Genomic DNA, 22,270 nt, shown 5'->3' with positions numbered 1-22,270 from the left:
CCTCGCTTACTTCGCCCTCTGTTTTTCGCTTCATACCGCCAATAATACTGGCAGTATGAAGTTTATCATCGCGAGTTTCATTCGCCGCGCCGCGCTCCTCTGCGCATCGTGCTGCGCCTTCGCCGCCATTGTTCTGCCGGCGCACGCCCAGAGCCGGGACTCGTCGTCCGCAGAGCTGCTCCTGAGCGACGAGCCGATGGTCTTCACGGCCTCCAAGAAGGCGCAGCGCATTTCCGACACTCCCTCGGCCGTCACGGTCATCACGCGCGACCAGATCCAGGCGTCTGAAGCGACCACGCTTCCCGAGCTGCTGCGCGGCGCGCCGGGCGTCGACGTAATCGAACTCAATCGCTCCAATACGGATATTTCCCTGCGCGGGACCAATAATATCTTCTCGAACAAGATCCTCGTCATGGTGGACGGGCGCTCGATCTACCAGGACTCTTTCGGCGGCGTCTTCTGGAATATGCAGCCGATCCTGATCTCGCAGATCGACCGGATCGAGATCGTGCGAGGACCGGGCGCGACGCTTTACGGCGCCAACGCCCTGGCGGGCGTCATCAACATTATCACGCAGACGCCGGATAAAGTGAAGACACAGACACGGCAGGCGGCAGGCGAGCAGAACAGCCTGTTCTCCGAGGCTCTTGTGAACGCAGGCGATGGAATCACCGTCGGCGCGGCGTACCGGCGAACCGCCGGATATAATGCGGGCAATTCCGGCTATCAGCGCGACGACCATGCGCTCGCGACCGCCAACTTCGACGTGCAGCGCGGCCACGGCCTGGGGACATGGCGATTCACGGGCGGGCTGACCGATGGGAAAACCGAGCTATCCACCCCTTACTTCAGTGAATCGTATGGACGCTGGCGCTCCGGATTTTTGAGCGCGAGTTACCGTAACGATGGAGCGGCTCCCTATTCCATACGCGGGTTCTTCAACGGATCGCACATCGATGGATCCGGAGCGGGACGCGATGAAACATACGATCTGGAGGCGCAGCAGCAGCGGCAGATCGGCGCGCATCACAGCTTCGTTTACGGCGCAGATCTGCGGCGGATCCAATCCAATTCGTCCATTTTGGGCGCATCCGGCCATGGGCAGAATCTCTGGGCGCTGTACGTTCAGGACGAATACCAGCTTGCGTCCCAAACGACGCTGTTCGGCGGCCTGCGCGTCGACACCAACTCCAGCTACGGAACCAATCTTTCGCCGCGGCTGAGTCTGGTGCGCCATCTTACGCCCACCCAGACAGCGCGAATTTCTTACGGCTCCGCGTTCCGCGCGCCAACCCTGCTGGAGATGTATCTGGACGTGTCGTTCCCCACCACGCCGGAGCTGTCGCTGCGCACGCTTGGAAATCCCAATTCCAAGCCCGAAGAGCTCACCAATTTGGAAGCGGGATATCGGATCGATCTGAAGCACGGCGGGTTCGCCGGCCTGAGCGTATTCCATTACGACATCTCCCGCCTGCTGGAATACCAGGTCACGCAATACGCGTCGCCGGCCCCGGGCCTGCCCGCGGTCATCCCCGTCCTGGTGGAGACCCGAAACGGCGGCGGCGCGCACGCGCAGGGCGCGGAGCTGGAAACGGAAATCGCCATTGGACCGGGCGTCAAGGCGCTGCTCAATTACTCCTATCAGGACATTCATCGCGACAACGGGATGCCGATCTACTTCGCGCCCAAACACAAAGGCAATATCGGGATTGTCCTGGGAGGACCGGGACGCTGGAACGGGGCTTTGATGGCGCATATCGTCGGCGCGATGGATTATGACGCCGCCGCCAGCAAAAGCGGCCGGATGGGCGGACACACCAGCATCGACGCCGCCGCATCGCTGCGCGTGGGTTCCGGCGCGGACGGTTGGCGCCTGGGGATCTCCGCCACGAACCTGCTCGGAAAAGAGTACATCGAGTTCCCGGACGCAGCGATTCAAACAGGAGCCGCGCCGTCTGCGTCCATCCACCCGCGAACGTGCTGGTTCTCCATCGCCCGTTAGGGTTCGACGGACGCAAAGCGCATGTCATTCATCGGCTTCCCCTGGGCGCCTCACGCGCTTTCCCGATAGTGGCATTGCACGCGCGTGAATTTGCCGTCATCCCCGATTTCAAAGTACTCCGCCGCTATCAGATCCCGCACGCTTTTGTAAGAAATCACCAGACTGTTCACGCCGGCGAAGGCGTGATAAAGTTCAAAATGCAGATCGGGAAACGCGGCGAGTGCGCGGGTGAAGTAGTCGCGCACGGCGGCTTTGCCGCGCATCTCCCCTGTTGGATCGTTGAGTATCTGGACCGCTAATGGCGAGGCGTAGACCACGTCTTCGGCGTAGTGGGCGAGTATCCGGTCCAGATCGTGCGCGTTCCAGCCGTCGATCCAGTCGAGCGCCAGCGCGTCGGCTTCTTTGTATGTCATTGTGTCTCCTGAGATTCTCGGGATTCCGGACGCGGCCCGTGATACCGGGCGCGCGGGCGGATCAGTTTGTCCGTTTGGTATTCTTCGATCGCATGGCCGATCCAGCCGACGGATCGGCCCAATTCAAACAGCGTGAGCGCGGAGCCGGGCGGCAGGCCCAGCGCGCCGCAAAGCGCGACCAGGCCGAGATCGATGGTGGGATGTTCGCCAAGCATGGCGCGCGCTTCCTGCACGACGGCGTCGACGAGCGCGTTGGCGCTCGATCCCGGCGCGGCTTCTTTCGCCATCTCCAGCAGCAATCGGCCGCGCGGGTCGCCCTCCGGGTAAAGATGGTGGCCGAAGCCCGGGATGGCTTCGCCGCGCCGGAGCCGGGCCGCCAGCATCTCCCGCGCTTGCTCCGGCGCCGCGCACTCGCGCAGCAGCGCCTCCACCCGGCGCGTCGCGCCGCCGTGTTTTGTCCCCTGAAAGGCCGCGAGCCCGCCGAGAACGGCGTGATACGCCGTCGCGCCCGCCGACGCCACGCAGCGCGCGGTGAACGACGACACGCTCAGCTCATGATCGACGCATAACACCATGGCGGCGCCAAGCCGCGTCTCCGCCTCCGGGGGCAATCCCCACGCCTGGGCGAGCGTGCGAGCGATCCCCTCCCCGCCCAGCGTATCGCGCCCCGCCGCCAGCGCCGCCATCAGCGAAACGATCCTGGCTCCCGTTCGCGCCACCTGCGCCGGACGCAGGTCCCACGCCGCCGCATCCTCCGCGCCCGCCGCCGGGAGAAGGCCAAGAAACAGCTCCGTCGGCGCGGCGCGGGGCATCGCGCCGCGCAGCGCCGTGAAGCTCGACGGCAGCGCCGTCTTTGGGAATCCGAACAGCTCCGTTTCGGCCGCACCGTCGCCCGTCCAGAACAGGGCGGCGACGCTCTCCAGAGAACACTCGCGCGCCAGCGCGGCGACCTCACGCCCCCGGTAATAGCAGCGCCCGCCTTCGACGAGCGTCAGGGCCGACTCCAGCACCGGCAGACCCCAGTGCAGCGCGTCGCTCACGCCTTGATCCGGGTCGTGACGCATCTCCCGGCGCTGGCGCAGACGCAGCACGTCCGCCGCCGGATACCGGCGGGAGCGCCTCGCGCCATCCTCTTCTTCTGAACGCAGCATACCCCGGCTGACATAAGAATACAGTGTTGGGACACTTACCCCCAGAGCGGCGGCGGCTTCGGCGGCGGTCAGGAAATCTTTCGACGGCATCCATCCCTCACAATAGATCGATTCGCAAATCAATATTGACAATGTGTATTGAACTCATGCATATTAGCCATGAACACGAATCATTCCTGCTGGGAGGTCGAACATCCGATGAGAGAGACAACACAAACGGTCGCCGAAGGACTGGAAGGCGTCGTCGCGGCGCGCACCCGGATCAGCGATGTGGATGGCGAAGCGGGGCGGCTGACGATCGCGGGGTTTGCGCTGGAGGAAATCGCCGGCCGCGCGACGGCGGAGGAGATGATCTGGCTGCTCTGGCGCGATGCGCTTCCCACCGCGCCAGAGCGCGATGCATTCGCGCGCGATCTCGCCGAGCGCCGCGCCTTGCCCTCGATCGCGCTGGATCTGCTGCGAGCCGCCGCCGCCCGGCAATCCGATCCGATGGACGCTCTGCGCATGGCGGCGGCGACGCTCAGTCTGGATGCGCCCGCCGACGACGAGGACCAGGCGCGCACGGTGATCGCGCGCTTTCCCGTGATCGCCGCCGCTTACGAACGGCTGTCCCAGGGACACGAGCCGATCGCGCCGCGCCCCGACCTGGGGCATGCGGCGAATTATCTCTACTGCCTCACGGGCGCTCCGGCGTCGCCGGAGCGTGTCCGCGCGCTGGAAACTTACTGGAACGCCGTCGCCGACCATGGGCTCAACGCCAGCACGTTTACCGCGCGCGTGATTGCGGCCACCGGGTCCGACCTTGTCTCGGCGGTGACCGGAGCGGTCGGCGCGCTGAAGGGGCCGCTGCACGGCGGCGCGCCCGGTCCGGCGCTGGACATGGTCTTTGAAATCGGATCTCCGGAGCGGGCCGAGCCGATCCTGCGTGAAAAGCTGGAGCGCGGCGAGCGGATGATGGGGTTTGGGCATCGGATCTACAAAGTGCGCGATCCGCGCGCTGATGTGCTCGCGTCCGCCGCCGAGCGCCTGTTTCAGAGCGATGGCGACCGCGCGCTTTACCGCATCGCGCTGGAGGTCGAACAAACCGTGCTGCGTCTGCTGGAGGAGTACAAGCCCGGCCGGCGCCTGCAAACCAATGTCGAATTCTACACCGCGCTGCTGCTGCACGGACTGGGCATGCCGACACGGCTTTTCACGCCGACCTTCGCCGCCGGACGCGCCGCCGGCTGGCTCGCGCACTGCTTCGAGCAGCGCCGCACCGGACGCATTATTCGGCCGCAATCGGAGTATGTGGGGGAGCGGGGACGGACATATCCTTCCCAGGAATGAGGTTTGGGGGCCTCATTCCTGGGAAGAGATCGGGAAGCGAACGGACGGATCAGCGGGCCTTCACCGTGTAATTCGCGCTCTTGCTCATGGAGCCCAGCGTCGCGGTCGCGGTGACGACCGTATCGGAAGCGACCACGGACGGCGTGACCCGATACCAGGCGCCGTAGGAGCCGGCGGGGATCGTGAGCGTGGCGCCGGACGGGATGAGACTGGAGCCGGGGCTGGACAGAGCGATCGTCAGTCCGCCCGGTCCCGCCGGAGCGTAAAGCGAAACGCCCACGCTCGTCGCGACGCCGCCGTAACCGCTGGGCGACGCGAAGGCGATCGTCTGGAACGCCGGCTGCACGGTGACATTCGCCGTTTGTGTCGCCGAGCGGTAGGTCGCCGTCAGTACGACCGGCGTATTGGCGGAGACCGAACTGGTGTTGAGGTTAATCGATCCCGTCATGCCGCCGCCGGGAATCGATACGCCGCTTCCCGCAATCGCCGGCGAATTGCTGGTGACGGGGATCGTCACGCCGCCGCCCGGAGCGGGGCTTTGCAGCGTGACCCGTACGGTCAGCGGGAGGCCGGCGGCAACCGTGGAATTCGCCGTCAGGCTTTTGAGCACGGGCGCCTTCACCAGATACGTCGCGCTTCGCACCGCCGATCCGCGAGACGCGGTCGCGGTGATGACAGTGTCGTTCGAGACAGCGGCGGGCGTACAGCGGACCCAGGCGCCATAGGATCCCGCAGGGATCGTCAATGTCGTTCCCGCCGGGAACAGCGTGGATCCGGGGCTCGACAGGTTCACCGTCACCCCATTCGGCCCCGCCGGCGCATAGAGAGAAACGCCCACGCTCGTGCTCACCCCGCCATAGCCGCTCGGCGCGGCAAAGGCGATCGACTGGAAGCCGGCGAGCAGCGTCACATTCGCCGTTTGCGTCACGCCGCCGTAAGCTCCCGTAAGCGTGACCGGAGTGTCGGTCGAGACCGCCTTCGTGGTGAGAGACGCCGTTGCGGACTGCGCGCCGGCGGGAATGGTGACCGATCCGCCGATGACGGCCGAGGAGTTGCTCGCCACCGGGACCATAACGCCGCCAGCCGGCGCCGCTCCCAGAAGCGTCGCCTTGACGATCAAGGGCTGTCCGCCCGTGGTCGCGGAGGCCGTCAGACTTTGCAGCGTGGGCGGCGTCACCGTAAAGTTCGCGCTCTTGGCGACGCCCCCCAGGGTCGCCGTCGCCGTAATCACGGTGTTCGAGGCGACCGCGCTGGGGACAACGCGCAGCCAGGCGCCGGTCGCTCCCTCAGGAATGGTCAGCATCGTTCCGGGCGGGATCGCGCCGGCGTCTGAGCTCGACATCGCCACCTGGACGCCGCCGACTTTCGCGGGTGAGGCGATGGTCACGCCGACCGCGACCGCCACGCCGCCGTCGCCGGAGGGCGTATTGAAGGCGATCGACTGCGCCGTCGCCGGCGGGAACAACTGCGACTGCGGGATCACTTGCAGGGTCTGGCTGGGGCTTTCCCAGCGCAGGTTCACGTTGGCGCCGCCGCCGTCTTCAAAATATTCGATCCGGATGTCATATTTCTTGCCGGCTTGCAGGGCGATCTGGCCGGTGTAATCGATCCCCCAGTCGTCGATCCACTTATCAATGACCAATTGGCCGTTCACCCAGAGCCGGCGGCCGTTATCCGAGTTCATATGGAATGTGTACGTTTCGGAATACCGGGGAACCACCGCGCCGGTCCAGCGCGCGGAGAACTGGTCGATATTGACGACGGGATTGGGCGAGTCGTTGCCCCAGTCGAAGTCCACGGTGGGATCGGTCCGGGTGAGGACGGGAGGATTCGTGAACGGGTTGGTCAGCGGGTAAGCGCTATTGGACGGATCGTTGAAATACTCGGCGCGCAGTCCGGTCCCCGCCGCCGGCGGCGGCACAAGGCCGTAAATAAACAGCTGGCAAGGCCCGCCGTTTCTGTCACCCCAGCTCGGGATATAGACTTTGCCGTTGGTGACGGTGGGCGGAACGAACTTCGCGAACCGGCCGATGTCGTCGCGCGACGGGAAGTCCTTGCTGGTCCAGAGCACATGCGAGACATCCGAAGCGTCGAACGCCGAGAGGATTCCCGCGACTGTCTGCTGGTTGGCGTTGTCGTCATAAGGCGTAGCCGCCCAGACAATGCCCGTATTGGCGGCGTTTCCGTTCGATGAAATCGAAAGGAAGCCGCCGGGCATTCCGCCGTTATAGAGCGGCGCTCGGAACGGGCTGTGCGACGTCGCCGATGTATTGAAGGAGCCGTGATTGGCGTCCGCGCCGTTCGTAAATTGGTACTGGCGCAGGTAGTCGTTCTCGCCCCAAACGTAAATATACTGCCCCGTGGCCGTCTTCCAGTAGATCGGCGTGCCATGGATATGGCCGGACTGCCCCGCCGTCGGCGAGGTCGCCTGAAACTCCTGAACGACATTGTCAACGCTGTTCACCTGCCCCAGGTTGTCCGTGTTCAGCAGGTAAAGCTTGCCTTCCTTGCCGCCGCAGACAATCAGCTTGGTTCCCGGGATGCCCAGAACGCCGGCGGAGCCCAGGTCGGCGTCCCATGCGTTCAGCGTGTCCCAGTTTGAAGGCGCGAAGAAGTCGGTGTAGGTCAGCGAGCCATCGGGGTGCGACGACATCTTGATGACGCTTTCCCCGAAGTTGTTCACGCCGTCGAAGGTGCCGTTGCCGGTCATGAAGTAGATGTTGCCGGCGGAGTCCGTCGTCAATCCCTGGCCGGACTGCCAGATCGACGACATATCGCCGCTGGGCGTGGTGTTCCAGACCGTCACCTTCGCCAGATCCGAGGTTCGGTAGCCGATGATCCAGCCGTGGTAGGGACTGGTGTCGCCGTGCGACGCCCACGCGATGTACACATTGCCGTTCTGGAGCAGCAGCGCCGGACGCTGGTTTTGCAGCCGGTTGTCGAACGTGACGGTGTTTCCGCCGCCGGTAAACGATCCGTCAATCACGACGGGGCTATTGGGCTGCTCCGCGCCGGTGCGGATATTGATGGCGTGGAGATGCTGGACAAAGGTCCCATTGCCGTCCGTGTGGCGCGAAACAAGATACATCACTCCGGCGGCGGTGTCGATGACGGGGGTGCCGACGATGCCCATATTGTTGTCGAAGTCGTTGTACCAGCCGGCGATGTCGCCCTTGATCGGGGGACGCATCCCGGACGGCGTAAAGTTTCGGCTCCACAGCGGCTGGCCGCCATTCGCCGTCGGATCGTCGGCGTCAAACGCATACAGGGAGTTATTGACCGTGGCGACATAGACCACGTTATGAACCTTGCCGTCGACGGGCATGGTCAGCGCCGGCATATAGAGCGGCTGGGTATAGATCTGATCGTCGACTGGATAGCTGAAGAGTTTGCCGAACGTATTTTTGTTGACGTTCGAGACATTGAGCGTCGTTTCATGGGTGTTCTGCCCCGTACGCGCGTTATCGTTGTGCTGCGTCCAGACCGTTACCGGAGATCCCGACGCGGCGGCGCCGAGTGTCAGCGCGGCCGCCGCGCCGGACGCCAACTGGAAAAATCTACCTGCAAGCCGTCGTCGATCCATATCACCGTTCTCCTGTGATTATCCCGAAGAATTCGTCGTTGATTTATCCAAATAAAAATGCTCTTGTTGCAAAAGCGTCAGCGGCGCCGTGTGGATTTGACCTTGACGCCGGCCAGTCCCACGACACTGCCCCGACGGCGTACGCGGCCCCGGTTTCCCGCCTCTCAGAAAGAGGCGGGACGGGGAGATCGCATTCTTTTAGTGAGGCGTCACGGTATACGTTGCGCTTTTGCTGGCGGAACCGATGGTTGCGGTCCCGGTGATGATCGTATTCGTGGTGACCACCGGCGGGATGATTTTATACCAGGCGCTGGACGAACCGGCGGGGATCGTCAGCGTGGCTCCTGCGGGGATCAGCCCAGTGTTCGGACTGGAGATCTTCACCGCCACGCCGCCGGTGGGAGCGGGTCCATAGAGAACCACTCCTAACGCCGTCGCGACCCCGCCTTTGCCGCTGGGAACGTTGAATGCGACATTCTGGATCGCCGGTTGAACCGTAACATTCGCCGTTTGCGTGACGCTGTTGAACGTTCCAGTCAATATCACCGGTGTATCGGCGCCGACCGGCTTTGTTGCGAATGTCGCCTGCGCCGTGAGCGCTCCCGCAGGGATGACGATTGAGCCGCCGGTTACCGACAATGAATTGCTCGTTACCGAGACTGACACGCCGCCGGTCGGCGCGGGGCTCAGCAAAGTAGCATGGACGGTGAGCGGAGTTCCGCCAGGCACGGTAGCGCCGGCGGTGATGCTGTGCAGCACCGCCGCCTTCACGGTATAGGAGGCTTGACGAGTTAAGGCTCCCAGAGTTGCGGTCGCGGTAATCACGGTATCCGTATTGACCGGAGCCGGGGTCACTTTATACCAGATGCCCGAAGAACCGGCGGGGATCGTCACCGTTGTCCCCGCAGGAATCAGGGTCGAACCCGGGCTGGCGAGCTTGATGGTGACGCCGCCCGCGGCGGCGGGGCCATAGAGCCCTATGCCAAGCGATGTGGGAACGCCGCCGTAGCCGCTGGGGGCTGCGAAGCTGAACGACTGGAACGAGGCCCGGAGTGTGACGTTTGTCGTGATCGTCGCGCCACCGTAGGTTCCGCTGAGCGTTACCGCAGTGTCGGTCTTGACAACATTCGTCGTAAGCGACACCGTTCCGCTGGACGATCCGGCGGGAATGACGATCGATCCGCCGGCAATCGCTGGAGAGCTGCTTTTCACCGGGATCGTGGCGCCGCCGGCGGGAGCCTTCCCTTGCAGAGTCGCCGTCACGGAGAGGTTTTCCCCGCCAACCACGGAGGCGGTTGTCAGCGTTTTGAGCGCCAGCGCGGTGACGAGGAAGCTTGCGCTCTTACTTGTATAGCCGTCATAGGCAGTCGCGGTGATCTGGGTGTCGGACGTAACCGGCTTGGGAGTCACGGCCAGCCAGGCGCTGGTCGCGCCGGCGGGGATCTTCAGAAGCGTGTTGGGGGGAATCGCGCTGGTGTCCGAGCTGGACATCGCCACGTAAGTCCCGCCGGCGCTTGCCGTATCAGTCAGCGCCACGCCCACCCCCACCGCCACGCCGCCGGGTCCAGAGACCGCATTGAACCCGATCGTCTTCAGCGTCGCCGGGAGAAACAGCTGCGACTGCGGAATGATCTGCTTGGCGATGTTCGGACCGGACCAGGACAATTGCGCGACGGCGTCGCCGACATCCTCGAAATAATCCATTTCGATATCGTACTTCTGCCCGGCGACCATGGAAATGACCGGGGTAGCGTACTCGGTCGCCCCCTGGTCGTTCCACTGATCGATCATCAGCTGGCCGCCGACCCAGAGGCGCACGCCGTCGTCGGTGTTGGTGTATAAGGTGTAATTGCCGGTCGTCGGCGCGAGAACACGGCCGCGCCATTGCGCCGAGAAATGATCGGTGGTAACAATCGGGGTCGGCGAGTTAGCGCCCCAATTGAAGTCCACCGTGGAATCGACACGGGTCAGAACCGGCGTCCCGCTGAACGGATCCGACAGCGGGTAAGACGAGTCCGGCGAATCGTTGTAGTAATCGACGCGCAGTCCCGCGCCACCCACGGGCGTGGGCAGCAGGCCGTAGACGCACAACTGGCAGGGACCGCCATTGCCGTCGCCCCAGCTCGGGACATAGACTTTGCCGTTGGTGACCGTGGGCGGAACGAACTTGGCGAACCGGCCGATGTCGTCGCGCGATGGGAAGTCCTTGCTGGTCCAGAGCACATGCGAGACATTCGAGGCGTCGAACGCCGAAAGAACTCCCGCGACCGTCTGCTGGTTGGCGTTGTCGTCGTAGGGCGTAGCCGCCCAGACGATGCCTGAATTGGCGGCGTTTCCGTTCGACGAAATCGAAAGGAAGCCGCCCGGCATTCCGCCGTTGTACAGCGGCGCCCGGAATGGACTGTGCGCGATGGCGGAGGTGTTGAACGAGCCGTGGTTGGCGTCCACGCCGTTCAGGAACTGATACTGGCGCAGATAATCGTTCTCGCCCCAAACATAGATGTACTGACCGGATGGATTGCGCCAATAGACAGGCGTCCCGTGAATATGCCCGGTCTGGCCGGCGGCCGGCGAGGTCGCCTGAAACTCCTGCACGACATTGTCAACACTGTTCACCTTCCCCAGGTTGTCCGTGTTCAGCAGGTAGAGCTTGCCTTCCTTGCCGCCGCCGAGGATCAGCTTGGTTCCGGGAATGCCCAGGATGCCCGCCGAACCCAGATCAGCGTCCCACGCGTTCAGCGTATCCCAGTTGGAGGGAGCAAAGAAGTCTTTAAAGGTAAGAGCCCCGGACGTGGACGGCGTCAGCTTGAGCACGCTTTCGCCGAAGTTCGTTGTTCCATCGAACGTGCCGTTGCCGGTCATGAAATAGATATTGCCGGCGGCGTCTGTCGTGAGGCCCTGTCCAGACTGCCAGATTGACGACATATCGCCGGTCGGCGAGGAGTTCCAGACCGCGACCTGAGACAGATCCGACGCCTTGTAGCCGATAATCCAGCCATGGTAAGGACTGGTGTCGCCATGGGACGCCCACGCGATATAGACGACGCCGTTTTGCAGCAGCAGCGCCGGGCGCTGGTTCTGCAGGCGCGCGTCAAAGCCAGTCGTGACTGCGCCCGCGACATACTCCGCATCGATCGACTGCGGGCTGTTCGCCCGCTCTTCGCCGGTATGGATATCGATCGCGTGCAGATCCTGGTTGAAGACGCTGCCGTCCGTCCAGCGGGAGACGACATAAAGCGTTCCCGAGGCCGTATCGATCACGGGGGTGCCGACGATACCCATGTTGTTGTCAAAGTCGTTGTACCAGCCGGCAATATCACTCTTGATCGGCGGGCGGCAGCTCCCCGGAGTGAAATTGACGCTCCAGAGCGGCTGTCCGCCGTCGGCGGCGGGGTTATCGGCGTCAAATGCGTAGAGCGAGTTGTTGACGGTGGCCACGAAGACCACATTATGTGTTTTGCCGTCAACGGGCATGGTCAGCCCCGGCACGTAAAGCGGCTGCGCGTAAACTTGATCGTCGACTGGATAGCTGAAAAGCTTTCCAAACGTGCTCTTATTGACGTTGGAGACATTGAGCACCGACTCCTGCGTGTTCTGGCCGGTGCGAGAGTTGTCATTGTGCTGCGTCCACACCGTGACGGGCGCGCCAAAAGACGCAGCCGAGCCAAGCGCCAGCGCGGCGGCCGCGCCGAACGCCAATTGGGAAAATCTACCTGCAAGTCGTCGTCGATCCATGTCACCATTCTCCTGCGATTATCCCAAAGAATTCGCCGTTGATTATATCTGAATAAAAATGCTCTTATTGCACGGGCGTCAGCAGCACCGCGTGGATTTCGCCCTGCGCGCTGCGCGCCTGGCACACGATCTGGCCCCGCGCGTTTACGCCGTCGCCCTGAAGCAGCGTCCATCCCGAGCCTTTCGGCAGGTATGTATTGAGGTCCGCGATCTCGCCGTTCTTCCAAAGAAACGCATGGTGGATGCGCTCGTTGACCGCGAACATTCCGACAATCTCGCCATTGTCGCCAATCGCTCGCGCGCTCACGGGATCGTCGCCGGGAGATCCGAGATCGATCATATGGCCCTCGCGATACAAAAAGGCGCGCGTGTCGGCCTTGACGCCGGCCAGTCCCACGATATCGCCACGGCTATTAATTGCGGTGGCGTAGGCCCACTGCCCCTCCGGCAGCAGCCCTAAATCCGTCATTTTGCCGCCGCGCCACAGCACGGCGTGGTTCATGAAAATCTTCGCCCCGGCCAGCGGCGCATCGGCGGCGCCGACAATCGCTCCGGCGGCGTTCACGGCGTAGGCGGCGCTGGAGCGGCCGGCCGGCAGCAGCCCCAAATCGCGCATGACGCCGCCGGAAGACAACACGAAGGCGTGACGCTCCCGCGCCTTGGTCTGCGCGGCTCCCACGATGAGCCCTTTCGCGTTGACGCCAAACGCCTGGCTGTCTCGGCCGCCGAGCGTTCCCAGCACGACCGGCTTCCCGCCCCGCGCGAAGAACGCCCGGGTCGTCGCCAGACTGTCCACGGAGTTGCCGGAGGTGCTTGTCCATCCCACGACCAGCGTCCCGCCGGCGCTCAGCGAGCGGCTGACCGAGCTGCGATAGCCGGGGTTTCGCAAAAACAGCGCCGTCGCTCCATTGCGCCAAAGCGCGGCCTGCGCCGCGCCCTCCGCGTCCGCGCGCCACAGCCCCACCGAACCGTCGGCGTCAATGCTGAGCGAGGTATTGTCGGCGATAAAAGGGGTGACGCCCAGATCCGTCAATTGGTATTGCGGAGCGCCGGCGACGGGCGCCGCCGGAGCCGGCGCGGAGCAAAATCCGAAGAACGCAATAAAAACTAAGTACGGCAGCTTCAAAACAGGACAACTTTCCGCGACGCGAAGCGTGAATCGATGGGAACCAGAAAGAAAACGTTGCGGACCACGAGTGAACCATCCGTAAAAAGGCATACGGATACCTGGAGCCCATCACATCATATGGCATACTCGCATCGCTGTCAAGGCTCACTTGCTAAATTCTTACGGAAAGTAGGAAGGACGTTTTCGCGCGGCAAAAAAAACGCCCCCAAACGCTTCCGTTCGGAAGGCTTGAGGGCGAAACACGCGGACAATGAATGGGAGTTACGGATTCTTTTTCACTGTGTAGGTCGCGCTCTTGGTAAACGATCCCAGCGCCGCCGTGGCGGTGACCGCGGTATCCGACACGACAACCGAGGGCGTCACGCGCATCCAGGCGCTGTAGGAGCCGGTGGGGATCGTCAGAGTGGTTCCCGCCGGGATCATTTTTGTATCCGAACTGGAGAGCGTTACGGTCAGCCCGCCCGGGCCCGCCGGCGTGTAGAGCGCGACGCCGAGGCTCGTGCTTGCCCCGCCATAACCAGAAGCCGCGGCGAAGACGATCGATTGGAACGACGGCTGAACGGCGACATTCCCCGTGAGGGATACGGATTTCCAGGCCGCCGTCAATGTCACGGAAGCGGCGGCGCTGACGGGGTGCGTGGTGAGCAAAGCCGTCGCCGTGGTCGCTCCGGCGGGAACCGTGACGGCGCCCCCCGTGATTGCCGGAGAATTGCTTGTGACGCTGACCAGGGCGCCGCCCGCAGGCGCGGGGCTGGTCAGGGTCACCCGCGCGGACAGCGGCTGGCCGCCAAGAACGGAACTGGCGGGAACGAAGCTTGTCAGAGCGGGAGCGTTCACGGCGTATGTCGCGCTCCGGCTCACGGATCCCAGGGTCGCCGTCGCGGTGATGACGGTGGCGGACGCGACGGGAGCAGGCGTGCATCGGATCCACGCGCCGTAAGCGCCGGCCGGAATCGTCACGGTCGTTCCCGCCGGGAACAGCGTCGATCCAGGGCTCGACAACGCAATCGTCACCCCATTCGGTCCCGCCGGCACATAGAGAGAAACCCCCACGCTCGTGCTCACCCCGCCATAGCCGCCGGCGGCGGCAAACGCGATCGACTGGATCGTCGGCTGGACGGTCACACTTACAGTCCGCGAAGTCCCATTGGACGTCGCCGTCAGCGTCACCGGCGTATTGGCGTTCACCAGGCGCGTGGCGAGCGTCGTCGTTCCGCTGGTCGCGCCGGCGGGAATGGTGATGGAGCCGCCGATAATGGCCGAAGAAGGACTCGACACCGGCACGATCAGGCCGCCCGCCGGCGCGGCGCCTTGCAGAGTCGCCTTGACCGCCAGCGGCTGACCGCCGGCAACGGACGCGATCGTGGAGAGGGCGGTCAGCAGCGGCGGATTGATGGGCAGCGTGGCGGTTTTCGTCACCGCGTTCAGCGTGGCGGAGACCGACACGACCGTGTTCGCGGAGACGGCGGTCGGAACGATCTTCAGCCACGCGCCCGATGCGCCCGGAGGGATCGTGAGCTTTGTCCCCGCCGGAATCATCTGGGCGTCCGAGCTGGACATCGCCACTTGAACGCCGTTCTCATCGGCAGGCGTCGTCAGGGTGACGCCCACGACGGTCGCCACGCCGCCGTAGCCCGACGGAACCTGGAAGACGACCTGGGACGGCGTCGGCGCGGCGCGTGTGGTGAACGTCGCATCCTCACTGTCGCGCGTGACGCCGCGCGCGTCCGTCGACCGGACTCGATAGTGATAAGTCGTCGCAGGGATCAGACCGGTCATGGTCTGCGTGTGCGTGGTCACGCGCGCGCTGTCGAGCGGCGTTCCGGCTTCATAAGGCGGCAAGGAAAGGCCGATATCGGACTGGCTGTCCGCCGGCAGGTTGGTCGTCCAGTGGAACAGGACCGAGCTGTAAGTCGCGCTGGCGGCCGTCGCGGACGTATCCAGCGTAACCTTCAGCGGCGTCGGTCCCGGCATGTTCGCCAGACTGACCGAGCCGTCGTCCCAGCAATAAGCGAAATCGCAGCCGTTCGGAGCGGCGGCGATCCCCAGCAGCCCAAAGCTATTGCGGACACCGGTATCCTCCGAGTAGGTCTGGAGGAGCGTTCCCGCAGCCGCATTCCAGGCGCGCACCGCGCCGTCGGCGTGCGCCGAGAGCAGAAGGCCGCCGTCCGGCCGGTAGGCGACACTGCTGACATACGCGGTCCCATAGGCCACGGGATCGTGCAGCGTTTTCACCACCGTATGGGCCGCCGTATCGACGAGGGAAACATCTCGATCTCCGCCGACCGCCAGCCGGCTTCCATCCGGCGAATACGCGAGACCAAATCCATTCGCCGCATTCGATCCCAGATCGATCGGCGCAGGATAGGATCCGCCAATCGTCCAGAAGTAGAGCTGATTCAGGCTTTTGATGGCGACTGTCGCGCTATCCGGGGAAAACACGGCGTCCTGAACGGTTCCAAATCCACCGACCGCATAGAATTGTAGCATTCCACCTGTCGCCAATTGGCTCGTGGACCAGACCCGGACCTGCGGTTCTCCCGTCACGGCGACCAAATAGCCTCCATCGGGCGAAAAGGCGAGACGGAACGGCTCCGTGACGGAGACATAGGTCGAACTGTTATTGGTGCGGTCCAGCGTCACCACTTTGTCCGAGACGGCATAAGCCACAAATCGACCGCTGGGCGAGATTGCCACGGCTTCTATCGGTTCATGAATTCCATCGGTCCGAATGAGCGAACCGTCGGCCGCGCTCCACAGGCATAACCGGCCATCGTCCCCGCCGGTCACGACAATCTGCCCGTCCGGGGAATACGCGACGCCGTTCGCCCGCGCGGCGTGCGCCAGCAGGCTTCTTTCGATGAGGCTGGAGTTTCCTGGCCCGCCCAGCGCGTTGATTTCGAAGACGCACGGAAAGCCGAGGGCGACGCCGGAGACAAAATAAGAAGACGCCTCGGGGGTGATTGCGGCGCCGCCGAGCGGCTCAAAGGCGGAAATATCCAGATCGAGCGGGGCGGGAATGGATGCGCCGGGCAATTTCCGATAGACTCGCAGCACATCCGGAGAGCCGCCCACCGAACCAAGCGCCAGAAGCGTCGTGCGGTTCGCATCCGGTGATGTCCAGAGCGCCTTGGCGTTCATAAAAGCGTCGAACGCGACCGGGACGTGGGGCGGCGCGCCGCCGGAGAGGGAGGCGAGCGACAGGGTGGAGAGGCCCTGCGGGCCACCGAACGCCACAAGCTGCGGGCTCAAATAAACGGGATTGGTCCAGGGGCCTCCCGAGACCTGAAAGCTCCCAGAGCCGAGATACGCGCCGTTCGCGGGGCTCCACAAGGCGGCCGTTCCATCGGAAAGAAAACTAAAGCGCAGGCTGCCGTCGGGCGCCAGGGTCGATTGGGCCCCGCTCAGGAGATTGCCGCCCAGATCGGCGGCCAGCGATCCCGGCGCATAGCCCGCGATGGCCGGAGGCTGAAGCGAACCGTCCAGTACGTTGTAAATGCTCGTCGCCACCACGCTCTGGTCGAACGACAGTTCATCCGTGACGAGCTGTTTCCCGTCTGGAGTGAACGTAATCCGGTCGTCGCGCAGCGGATTCGCCGATTCCAGGCCGAGCGCGGGAAACGCGCGGATCAGCCCTCCATCCGAAACACGAAACAGATAATAGGAAGGCGTGTCGGTCTGGAAATCCGCGACATGGCAGCGTACGGCCAGGGTATGCGAGTCCGGTGAAAACGTGACGGCGAGGGCGGGATAGCTCAGGCGGATCATGTGCAGAAACACGCCGTCGGCGCGCCGGATCAGCTTGATGTTTGGGGAAGCGGCGTCGCCAGTCACGAGGGCGAGGAGTTTACCGTCCGGCGAAACCGCGACATCGCCCACGTGTTTTGCGCCCGGCCGCATCCACACAAGATCGGGAGACCCCGCCGCGTCGACTCGCGCGGCGGGCAGCGCGAATGCGGCAAACGCCAGGATGCCAAGAGGTGCGAGGGTAGTGCATCGGCGAATCCGCGGTTTTATCATCCTATTTCCTTCCGAAGCAAACGGCAGATCATGTATGCCTGGTATTTTACCGTTGTTTCGAAGATTTTCGGGGCTTGCCGGGTCGATTGCCAGAGGAAGAGAACGTGGCGTCGCTCCGAAGGGTATACTAAAGGATAATGGATCGGGTGCTCTCGCAGTTTGAGGACGTCGCCGAAGTCGTCACGGCCGGTCCGGGAATCGTCAGCTGGAGAGCGCGAGAAGCGGGCGGCGATCGCCAGGTGCTGATCAAGCGCCGCTCGGGCGACCTCGGCAAGACACGGGCGACCCAGGCGCTGGGCCTGCGCCATCCCCGCATCGCGCCCGCGCGCCGCTGGCTGATCGACGATGATGCGCTATACACGGTCCGCGATTGGATTCCCGGCCGCAGCCTGCGCACGACCCTGGCGAATGGCGCGGACCGCTCGTTCGACCGCCTGCGCGACCTTCTGGACCCGGTTCTGGACACCCTCGACTACGCCCATCGCATGGGCGCTCCCCACGGCGCGCTGTCCCCGGAAAACATCGTGATCTCGGACGACGGCGCCAGTTATCTCACGGACTTCGGCGCCGGTCGCGGCGCGTCCGGCACGCGCTACGCCCCGCCCTCCCTGCTCGGACCCGGCGGCGCGGCGACGGCGCGCGCCGATTACTACGCCCTCTGCGAGCTTTACAAAGAGTTTCTCCCGGAGCGATCTCCCGACGACGAAGCCGGCGCCGAAGCGCGCACGCGGCTGATGCGCAATCTGACGGAGATGCAGGCGACGACCACAACTCCCGAAGAGCTGCGCTACAAGCTCGACGCAATCACGCGCATGGCCGGCCTGCTCGGCTTCGGCGCGGGCGGCGTTCAGGAAGAGCGGGGACGGCTTGGCGCGCGGATCGTCTGCATGGTCACGCCCACGACGGCGGTGATCAACGCGGGCGCTGGAACGTCCGTCGTGCTGACGATCTGGAACGAGGGCGACACGCCCCTACACGTTGAAGCCGTCGGGTCGGACGCCGTCTGGCTCAACTACCACACGCGGTTCACCCCGTTCGTGCTGCCCCCGGACGACGAGATCGATCTCGTCTTCACCCTTTCGGGCGCCCGTCTCCAGCCCGGCGACTACCGGGCGAACCTCCAGATTCGCTCGAACAGCGGCATGCAGACGATGACGCCGCCCGCAGGCGCTCCCTGGCACGAGCAGACCGTCGCGGTCCCGGTCGCCGTCAAGGGCGTCGCCGCCCCGGCATCGCCCCCGCCCCTCGCCGAGCGCCTGCCTACCCAGGGAGCGCCGGACGCCGCCCCGCCGCCCTTCCCGCACGCCGCCCCTGCTCCGCCGTCGGCGCCGCCCGGCGCGCCGCTCGAAGGCGACGGGATCGCCTGCACGCAGGAACCGGACCCGGGCTTAGTTCGGTATGGACAAAAGGGAGTGCTGCATATCGGCGTCCGAAACATCGGTTCGGAACGCATTCGAATCGACAAAGTCGCCGCATCGCCGTCCTGGCTGACCTATCCCGGCGAGTTTCAGCCGCTCTGGATCGAACCCGGCGCCACTCAGTTTCTCGGCTTCTCGGTCTCGGCCACCTCGCTGACGGCGGGAGATTATAAAGCAGTCATCACGTTCGTCAACAGCGTGGAAGAGAAGACGGAGATGGGGAGCCGCATGGTCTGGCGCGAAATGCGCTGCGACGTCCGCGTCCGCGTGGTGAAGGACATCCCCGCCGGCCAGGTCCCCAGCGCCACCGGCTGCGCGCCGGCGCTGATCGCGGGGGTGATCGGGATTGTCGGGGCGTGCGTGGCGCTGCTGCATTAGGAGGGCGGAATGGCCCTCACCCGGCGCTCCGCGCCACCCTCTCCCAATTCTGGGAGAAGGTTAAGATTAGGATTTTAGGATCAAAGATCCAAAAGCACAAAAACACTCTTGCTCCCCCTCTCCCAAAATTGGGAGAGGGGGCCGGGGGGGTGAGGGCCTCTTTCCGTGACATCGCGAACAAAACTCAATATTGCCCTTTTCGCCGCCCTCTGCGCTCTGCCCATCGCCGCATGCGCGCAGGATGCGCCGTCTCAGGCGTCTCTGCCGCAGTTTGCGGCGCAGATCAAGGCGATCCATCCTAAGACGGTGGTGTTTGTCTTTGATGTTTCGGGCAGCACACGGCACGGCGGCGTCTTTGGACGCGAGCGCGCGGCGACCGCGACCTTGCTTCGCCAGGGATGCGATCCCGGCGACCATGTGATCCTCAAAAGCTTCGGGACGGGCACGCAGACGGTGTTCGACAAGACAATCACCGACGCCGCCGATGCGGCGGCGCTGACCGATCAGATCCCGTCGGCTGTTACGCCCGGGGCGGGAACCAATATTCGCGAGCCGCACCATGAGGCGCTCAAAGCGATCGAACAGGATCTTCCAAACCCCGGCGTGGTCGTTCTCCTGACCGATTCGTTTAACGACCGGCCTCTGGAGAGCGACCCGAACTATCCGGCGTATTTGAATTACTACACGCTCAAGGGGCTGACGGTTTATCCGAGCAGTTCGGAAAATCGCGATTACGAACGGCTGCTGCGCACGCTGAAATCCTCGGACAAACTGACGGAGTATGGCGTCGGCGTCGGCATCGCCACCAGCGGCCGGCCAATCGAACGGCTTCCCGTCGGTCCGGGGCAGGACGATAACGCCGGCGACGATCAATCGACGGCGCCGACGACGCTGACGCCTTCGACTCCCGAAAAGCCGCAGAGCAATCTGCCGGCGATCATCGGCGGCGCGGTCGCGCTGCTGGCGATCCTCGCGTTCGCGGCGATGTCGGCGCTGCGCCGGCCGCAGCCGCTGCGGCTGAAGCTGGGCGACAAGGGCCGCCCGGTCGACTTCCAATTGCGCCCCGGATCCCGGGTGCAGCTTGGCGGGTCGATCGGCGCGGGGGGACCGGGCGACGAGACATTTCCGCTGGCGGGAGTTGCCGCGCCCGCCGCCGCCATCGAAGCGAAGGGTGGCCTGACGCTAATCCCCGCCGTGAAGGGAAGCGACACAGTCAAGGTCTACCATAATGGCGCCCGCCTGGAAGGCCCCACGGCCGTGCGGACCGGCGATGAAATCCGGCTGGTGACGGCGGCGACGGAAACGTCGCCCGAGCGCGAGCATCGGGTGCGCGTGGCCGACCCCAAAGAAGCGTCGTTCTAGCGGCAAGGCGCTCCGCGAAACGCGCTGCAACCAATTCCCATGTTATGTGTCACAATAATTGGCGGGCCTGCAAAGCTGTTTTGCGAGGCGTCCGCCAATTCGTCGGCACAGGAGGCCGTGTCTCTTTGAAACTTGTCTGCTCTCGAATTGCGTGCATCGCCGCATTGCTGTTTTCCCTGGCCTTCGCCGCATCCGCCAAGCCGCCGACGCTGTCATCGGCCAACACGCCGCCGATTCCCGCCGAGGTGCAGCAGGGCCGCACGTATGTCGCCAATTTGACCTACATTCAGTCCGAAGGCGACGCGCCGACAACGCTGAAGATGGTGCTGGAGACGCCCGGCGGCGAGGTCATCGTACCGGCCGCCATTCCCAGCGGCGACGCCACGGCGGGCATTCCGGTCACCTGGAGTTACACTCCGGCCAATTCGGGCACATACCACTATCACTTTGAGGCGGTGTCGAGCACCGGCGGCAGCGTGCGGTTCCCCGCGACGGTGAACAATGATTTTGAATTCGTGTCGTCGAACCCCATCACCAAATGGATCATCTTTTTGGTGGGAACCGCCATTGCGCTGATCTTCCTGCCGTTCGTCGTGTATGTCGGCGCCCGCGCCGCGAACAAGCGCGGCGATCCTGCGGCCGCCTCGCGTGTCGCCCTGCTCGTCGGCGTCCTGGCGTCCTACGCCCTGTTCTTCTATCTGTTCTTTGCCAACTACGGCCCGCTGATGATGGTGCTCGGAGGCATCGTCGCGCTGGCGATATTGATCGTGCTGTTCACGCGAAAGTAGAAGATCGCGCCCCCAAAAGCCGCGATTCTGAGATCCGCCATGGAAGTTCGGCCACAAGATCTGGACGCCGCCCATCGGGATAAGCTCCTGCGGATGCGAAGCGGCGCGGAACAGCGGGAAGATGTCACCGTTCCTGAGTTCTTAAAGAAGGATAGAAAACGCCGAGAGCGACGAGGCTTTCGCTTCTTCCCGTTCATGTTCCTGGGGCTGTTTGCGTTCCACGGCGGACACGATCTGCTCCAGTGGAGCTGGCTTCTCTTTTTTCTGCTGCCGCTCGCGTTCATGCGCGGCCGAGGCGCCGTCGCCCGCGTCATCGACAGCAACGCCCCGATCACTGTGCAGGAGGCGGACACGATCGGCGTCGGCCAGGATACGCTGGAAGCGAATTATGGGATCCTGCTGCGCTCCGTCATCGAAGCGCAGGGTCTGAGCGCAAGCGCCCAACGCAACATTCATGAAGCCCTGCGCGGCATCGGAGATCTGGTCGAGAACCTCTCCATCGCCCCGGGCTTAGGCGGATCCAGCAGCGCCGACGCGATTCAGCGTCAGGCGAACGAGACAGAAGAAAAGGCGCGTCTCGAAACCGACCCCGTCGTCGCCGCCAGCCTGCGGCGTCAGGCGGAAACCCTGCGCGGAAGCGCGGCCCTCGCCAGCCAGCGGACCACGCTCCGCCGTCGTCGCGAAGCGGCGCGCGGAGAAGTGCTGACACAGATTCAAGCGATGCAGGTCAGCCTGGAAAGCCATACGCTCAGCGACCAGAACGAAAGCGGAGACTTCGCGCTGCTTTCGGCGAACATCCAGCAAATCTCCGCCGAAGTCAACGCCGCGCTGAACGCCCGCGAGGAAGTCCGGTCTATCATTACACCGCTCGAATCTCCCTCGAACGTACAAAGACTGGGACAGTGACCAAGACTACCTTCGACAAACAGTAAGTCCGAATAATCCGATCTTCACTCAAGAAT

12 protein-coding genes are annotated in these 22,270 nt (G+C 64.1%); 6 read left to right on the top strand and 6 right to left on the bottom strand.

Going from position 1 to position 22,270, the window contains the following annotated elements; all coding sequences use genetic code 11:
* Positions 1-55 precede the first annotated feature (55 nt).
* Positions 56-2,002, top strand: coding sequence for a TonB-dependent receptor plug domain-containing protein (locus tag D5261_RS09505; RefSeq protein ID WP_119324740.1), 1,947 nt, complete (start codon positions 56-58; stop codon positions 2,000-2,002).
* A 50-nt stretch (positions 2,003-2,052) separates the two neighbouring features.
* Here the strand turns inward: D5261_RS09505 and D5261_RS09500 are convergent, their stop codons facing one another.
* Both D5261_RS09500 and D5261_RS09495 read right to left on the bottom strand, forming a co-directional pair.
* Positions 2,053-2,415 (bottom strand): nuclear transport factor 2 family protein, encoded by a 363-nt coding sequence (locus D5261_RS09500; RefSeq protein WP_119324739.1) that lies wholly within the window; start codon positions 2,413-2,415, stop codon positions 2,053-2,055.
* Positions 2,412-3,656, bottom strand: coding sequence for a citrate/2-methylcitrate synthase (locus D5261_RS09495; protein ID WP_119324738.1), 1,245 nt, complete (start codon positions 3,654-3,656; stop codon positions 2,412-2,414). The genes D5261_RS09500 and D5261_RS09495 overlap by 4 nt, the downstream gene beginning before the upstream one ends.
* A gap of 108 nt (positions 3,657-3,764) precedes the next feature.
* Here D5261_RS09495 and D5261_RS09490 point away from each other — a divergent pair, with 108 nt between their 5' ends.
* Positions 3,765-4,895 (top strand): citrate synthase/methylcitrate synthase, encoded by a 1,131-nt coding sequence (locus D5261_RS09490; RefSeq protein WP_119324768.1) that lies wholly within the window; start codon positions 3,765-3,767, stop codon positions 4,893-4,895.
* Positions 4,896-4,944: 49 nt separating this feature from the next.
* Here the strand turns inward: D5261_RS09490 and D5261_RS09485 are convergent, their stop codons facing one another.
* The 4 genes from D5261_RS09485 to D5261_RS09470 form a co-directional block, all read right to left on the bottom strand.
* The gene (locus D5261_RS09485) at positions 4,945-8,478 is read right to left on the bottom strand and encodes a PA14 domain-containing protein (protein WP_119324737.1); all 3,534 of its coding nucleotides are present in this window, start codon (positions 8,476-8,478) and stop codon (positions 4,945-4,947) included.
* A gap of 198 nt (positions 8,479-8,676) precedes the next feature.
* Positions 8,677-12,213, bottom strand: a complete 3,537-nt coding sequence (locus D5261_RS09480; protein ID WP_119324736.1) for a PA14 domain-containing protein — start codon at positions 12,211-12,213, stop codon at positions 8,677-8,679.
* Between the two features lie 64 nt (positions 12,214-12,277).
* The gene (locus D5261_RS09475) at positions 12,278-13,339 is read right to left on the bottom strand and encodes a hypothetical protein (RefSeq protein ID WP_165864634.1); all 1,062 of its coding nucleotides are present in this window, start codon (positions 13,337-13,339) and stop codon (positions 12,278-12,280) included.
* A gap of 264 nt (positions 13,340-13,603) precedes the next feature.
* Positions 13,604-17,362 (bottom strand): hypothetical protein, encoded by a 3,759-nt coding sequence (locus D5261_RS09470; RefSeq protein WP_119324734.1) that lies wholly within the window; start codon positions 17,360-17,362, stop codon positions 13,604-13,606.
* Positions 17,363-17,508: 146 nt separating this feature from the next.
* Between D5261_RS09470 and D5261_RS09465 the strand changes: the two genes are divergently transcribed.
* The 4 genes from D5261_RS09465 to D5261_RS09450 all read left to right on the top strand — a co-directional run bounded on the left by D5261_RS09465 (position 17,509) and on the right by D5261_RS09450 (position 22,214).
* Positions 17,509-19,158 (top strand): protein kinase domain-containing protein, encoded by a 1,650-nt coding sequence (locus tag D5261_RS09465; RefSeq protein WP_165864633.1) that lies wholly within the window; start codon positions 17,509-17,511, stop codon positions 19,156-19,158.
* A gap of 165 nt (positions 19,159-19,323) precedes the next feature.
* Positions 19,324-20,520, top strand: coding sequence for a VWA domain-containing protein (locus D5261_RS09460; RefSeq protein ID WP_119324732.1), 1,197 nt, complete (start codon positions 19,324-19,326; stop codon positions 20,518-20,520).
* Positions 20,521-20,645: 125 nt separating this feature from the next.
* Entirely contained in the window at positions 20,646-21,308 is a 663-nt protein-coding gene (locus tag D5261_RS09455) for a hypothetical protein (protein WP_125206337.1), read from the top strand.
* Positions 21,309-21,347: 39 nt separating this feature from the next.
* Positions 21,348-22,214: a hypothetical protein gene (locus tag D5261_RS09450; RefSeq protein ID WP_119324730.1), complete on the top strand. Its 867-nt coding sequence runs from the start codon at positions 21,348-21,350 to the stop codon at positions 22,212-22,214.
* The last annotated feature ends 56 nt before the right edge of the window (positions 22,215-22,270 follow it).

Origin of the sequence: Capsulimonas corticalis (assembly GCF_003574315.2) — a bacterium.
Taxonomy (GTDB): domain Bacteria; phylum Armatimonadota; class Armatimonadia; order Armatimonadales; family Capsulimonadaceae; genus Capsulimonas; species Capsulimonas corticalis.
The sequence above is the reverse complement of the archived record's forward strand: the minus strand, read 5'-3'. Positions and strand labels throughout refer to the sequence as shown.

Excerpts from the sequence above, each read along its gene's own strand:
- D5261_RS09505 (WP_119324740.1), top strand. The coding sequence starts at position 56 with ATGAAGTTTATCATCGCGAGTTTCATTCGCCGCGCCGCGCTCCTCTGC.
- D5261_RS09500 (WP_119324739.1), bottom strand. The coding sequence starts at position 2,415 with ATGACATACAAAGAAGCCGACGCGCTGGCGCTCGACTGGATCGACGGC.
- D5261_RS09495 (WP_119324738.1), bottom strand. The coding sequence starts at position 3,656 with ATGCCGTCGAAAGATTTCCTGACCGCCGCCGAAGCCGCCGCCGCTCTG.
- D5261_RS09490 (WP_119324768.1), top strand. The coding sequence starts at position 3,765 with ATGAGAGAGACAACACAAACGGTCGCCGAAGGACTGGAAGGCGTCGTC.
- D5261_RS09485 (WP_119324737.1), bottom strand. The coding sequence starts at position 8,478 with ATGGATCGACGACGGCTTGCAGGTAGATTTTTCCAGTTGGCGTCCGGC.
- D5261_RS09480 (WP_119324736.1), bottom strand. The coding sequence starts at position 12,213 with ATGGATCGACGACGACTTGCAGGTAGATTTTCCCAATTGGCGTTCGGC.
- D5261_RS09470 (WP_119324734.1), bottom strand. The coding sequence starts at position 17,362 with ATGATAAAACCGCGGATTCGCCGATGCACTACCCTCGCACCTCTTGGC.
- D5261_RS09450 (WP_119324730.1), top strand. The coding sequence starts at position 21,348 with ATGGAAGTTCGGCCACAAGATCTGGACGCCGCCCATCGGGATAAGCTC.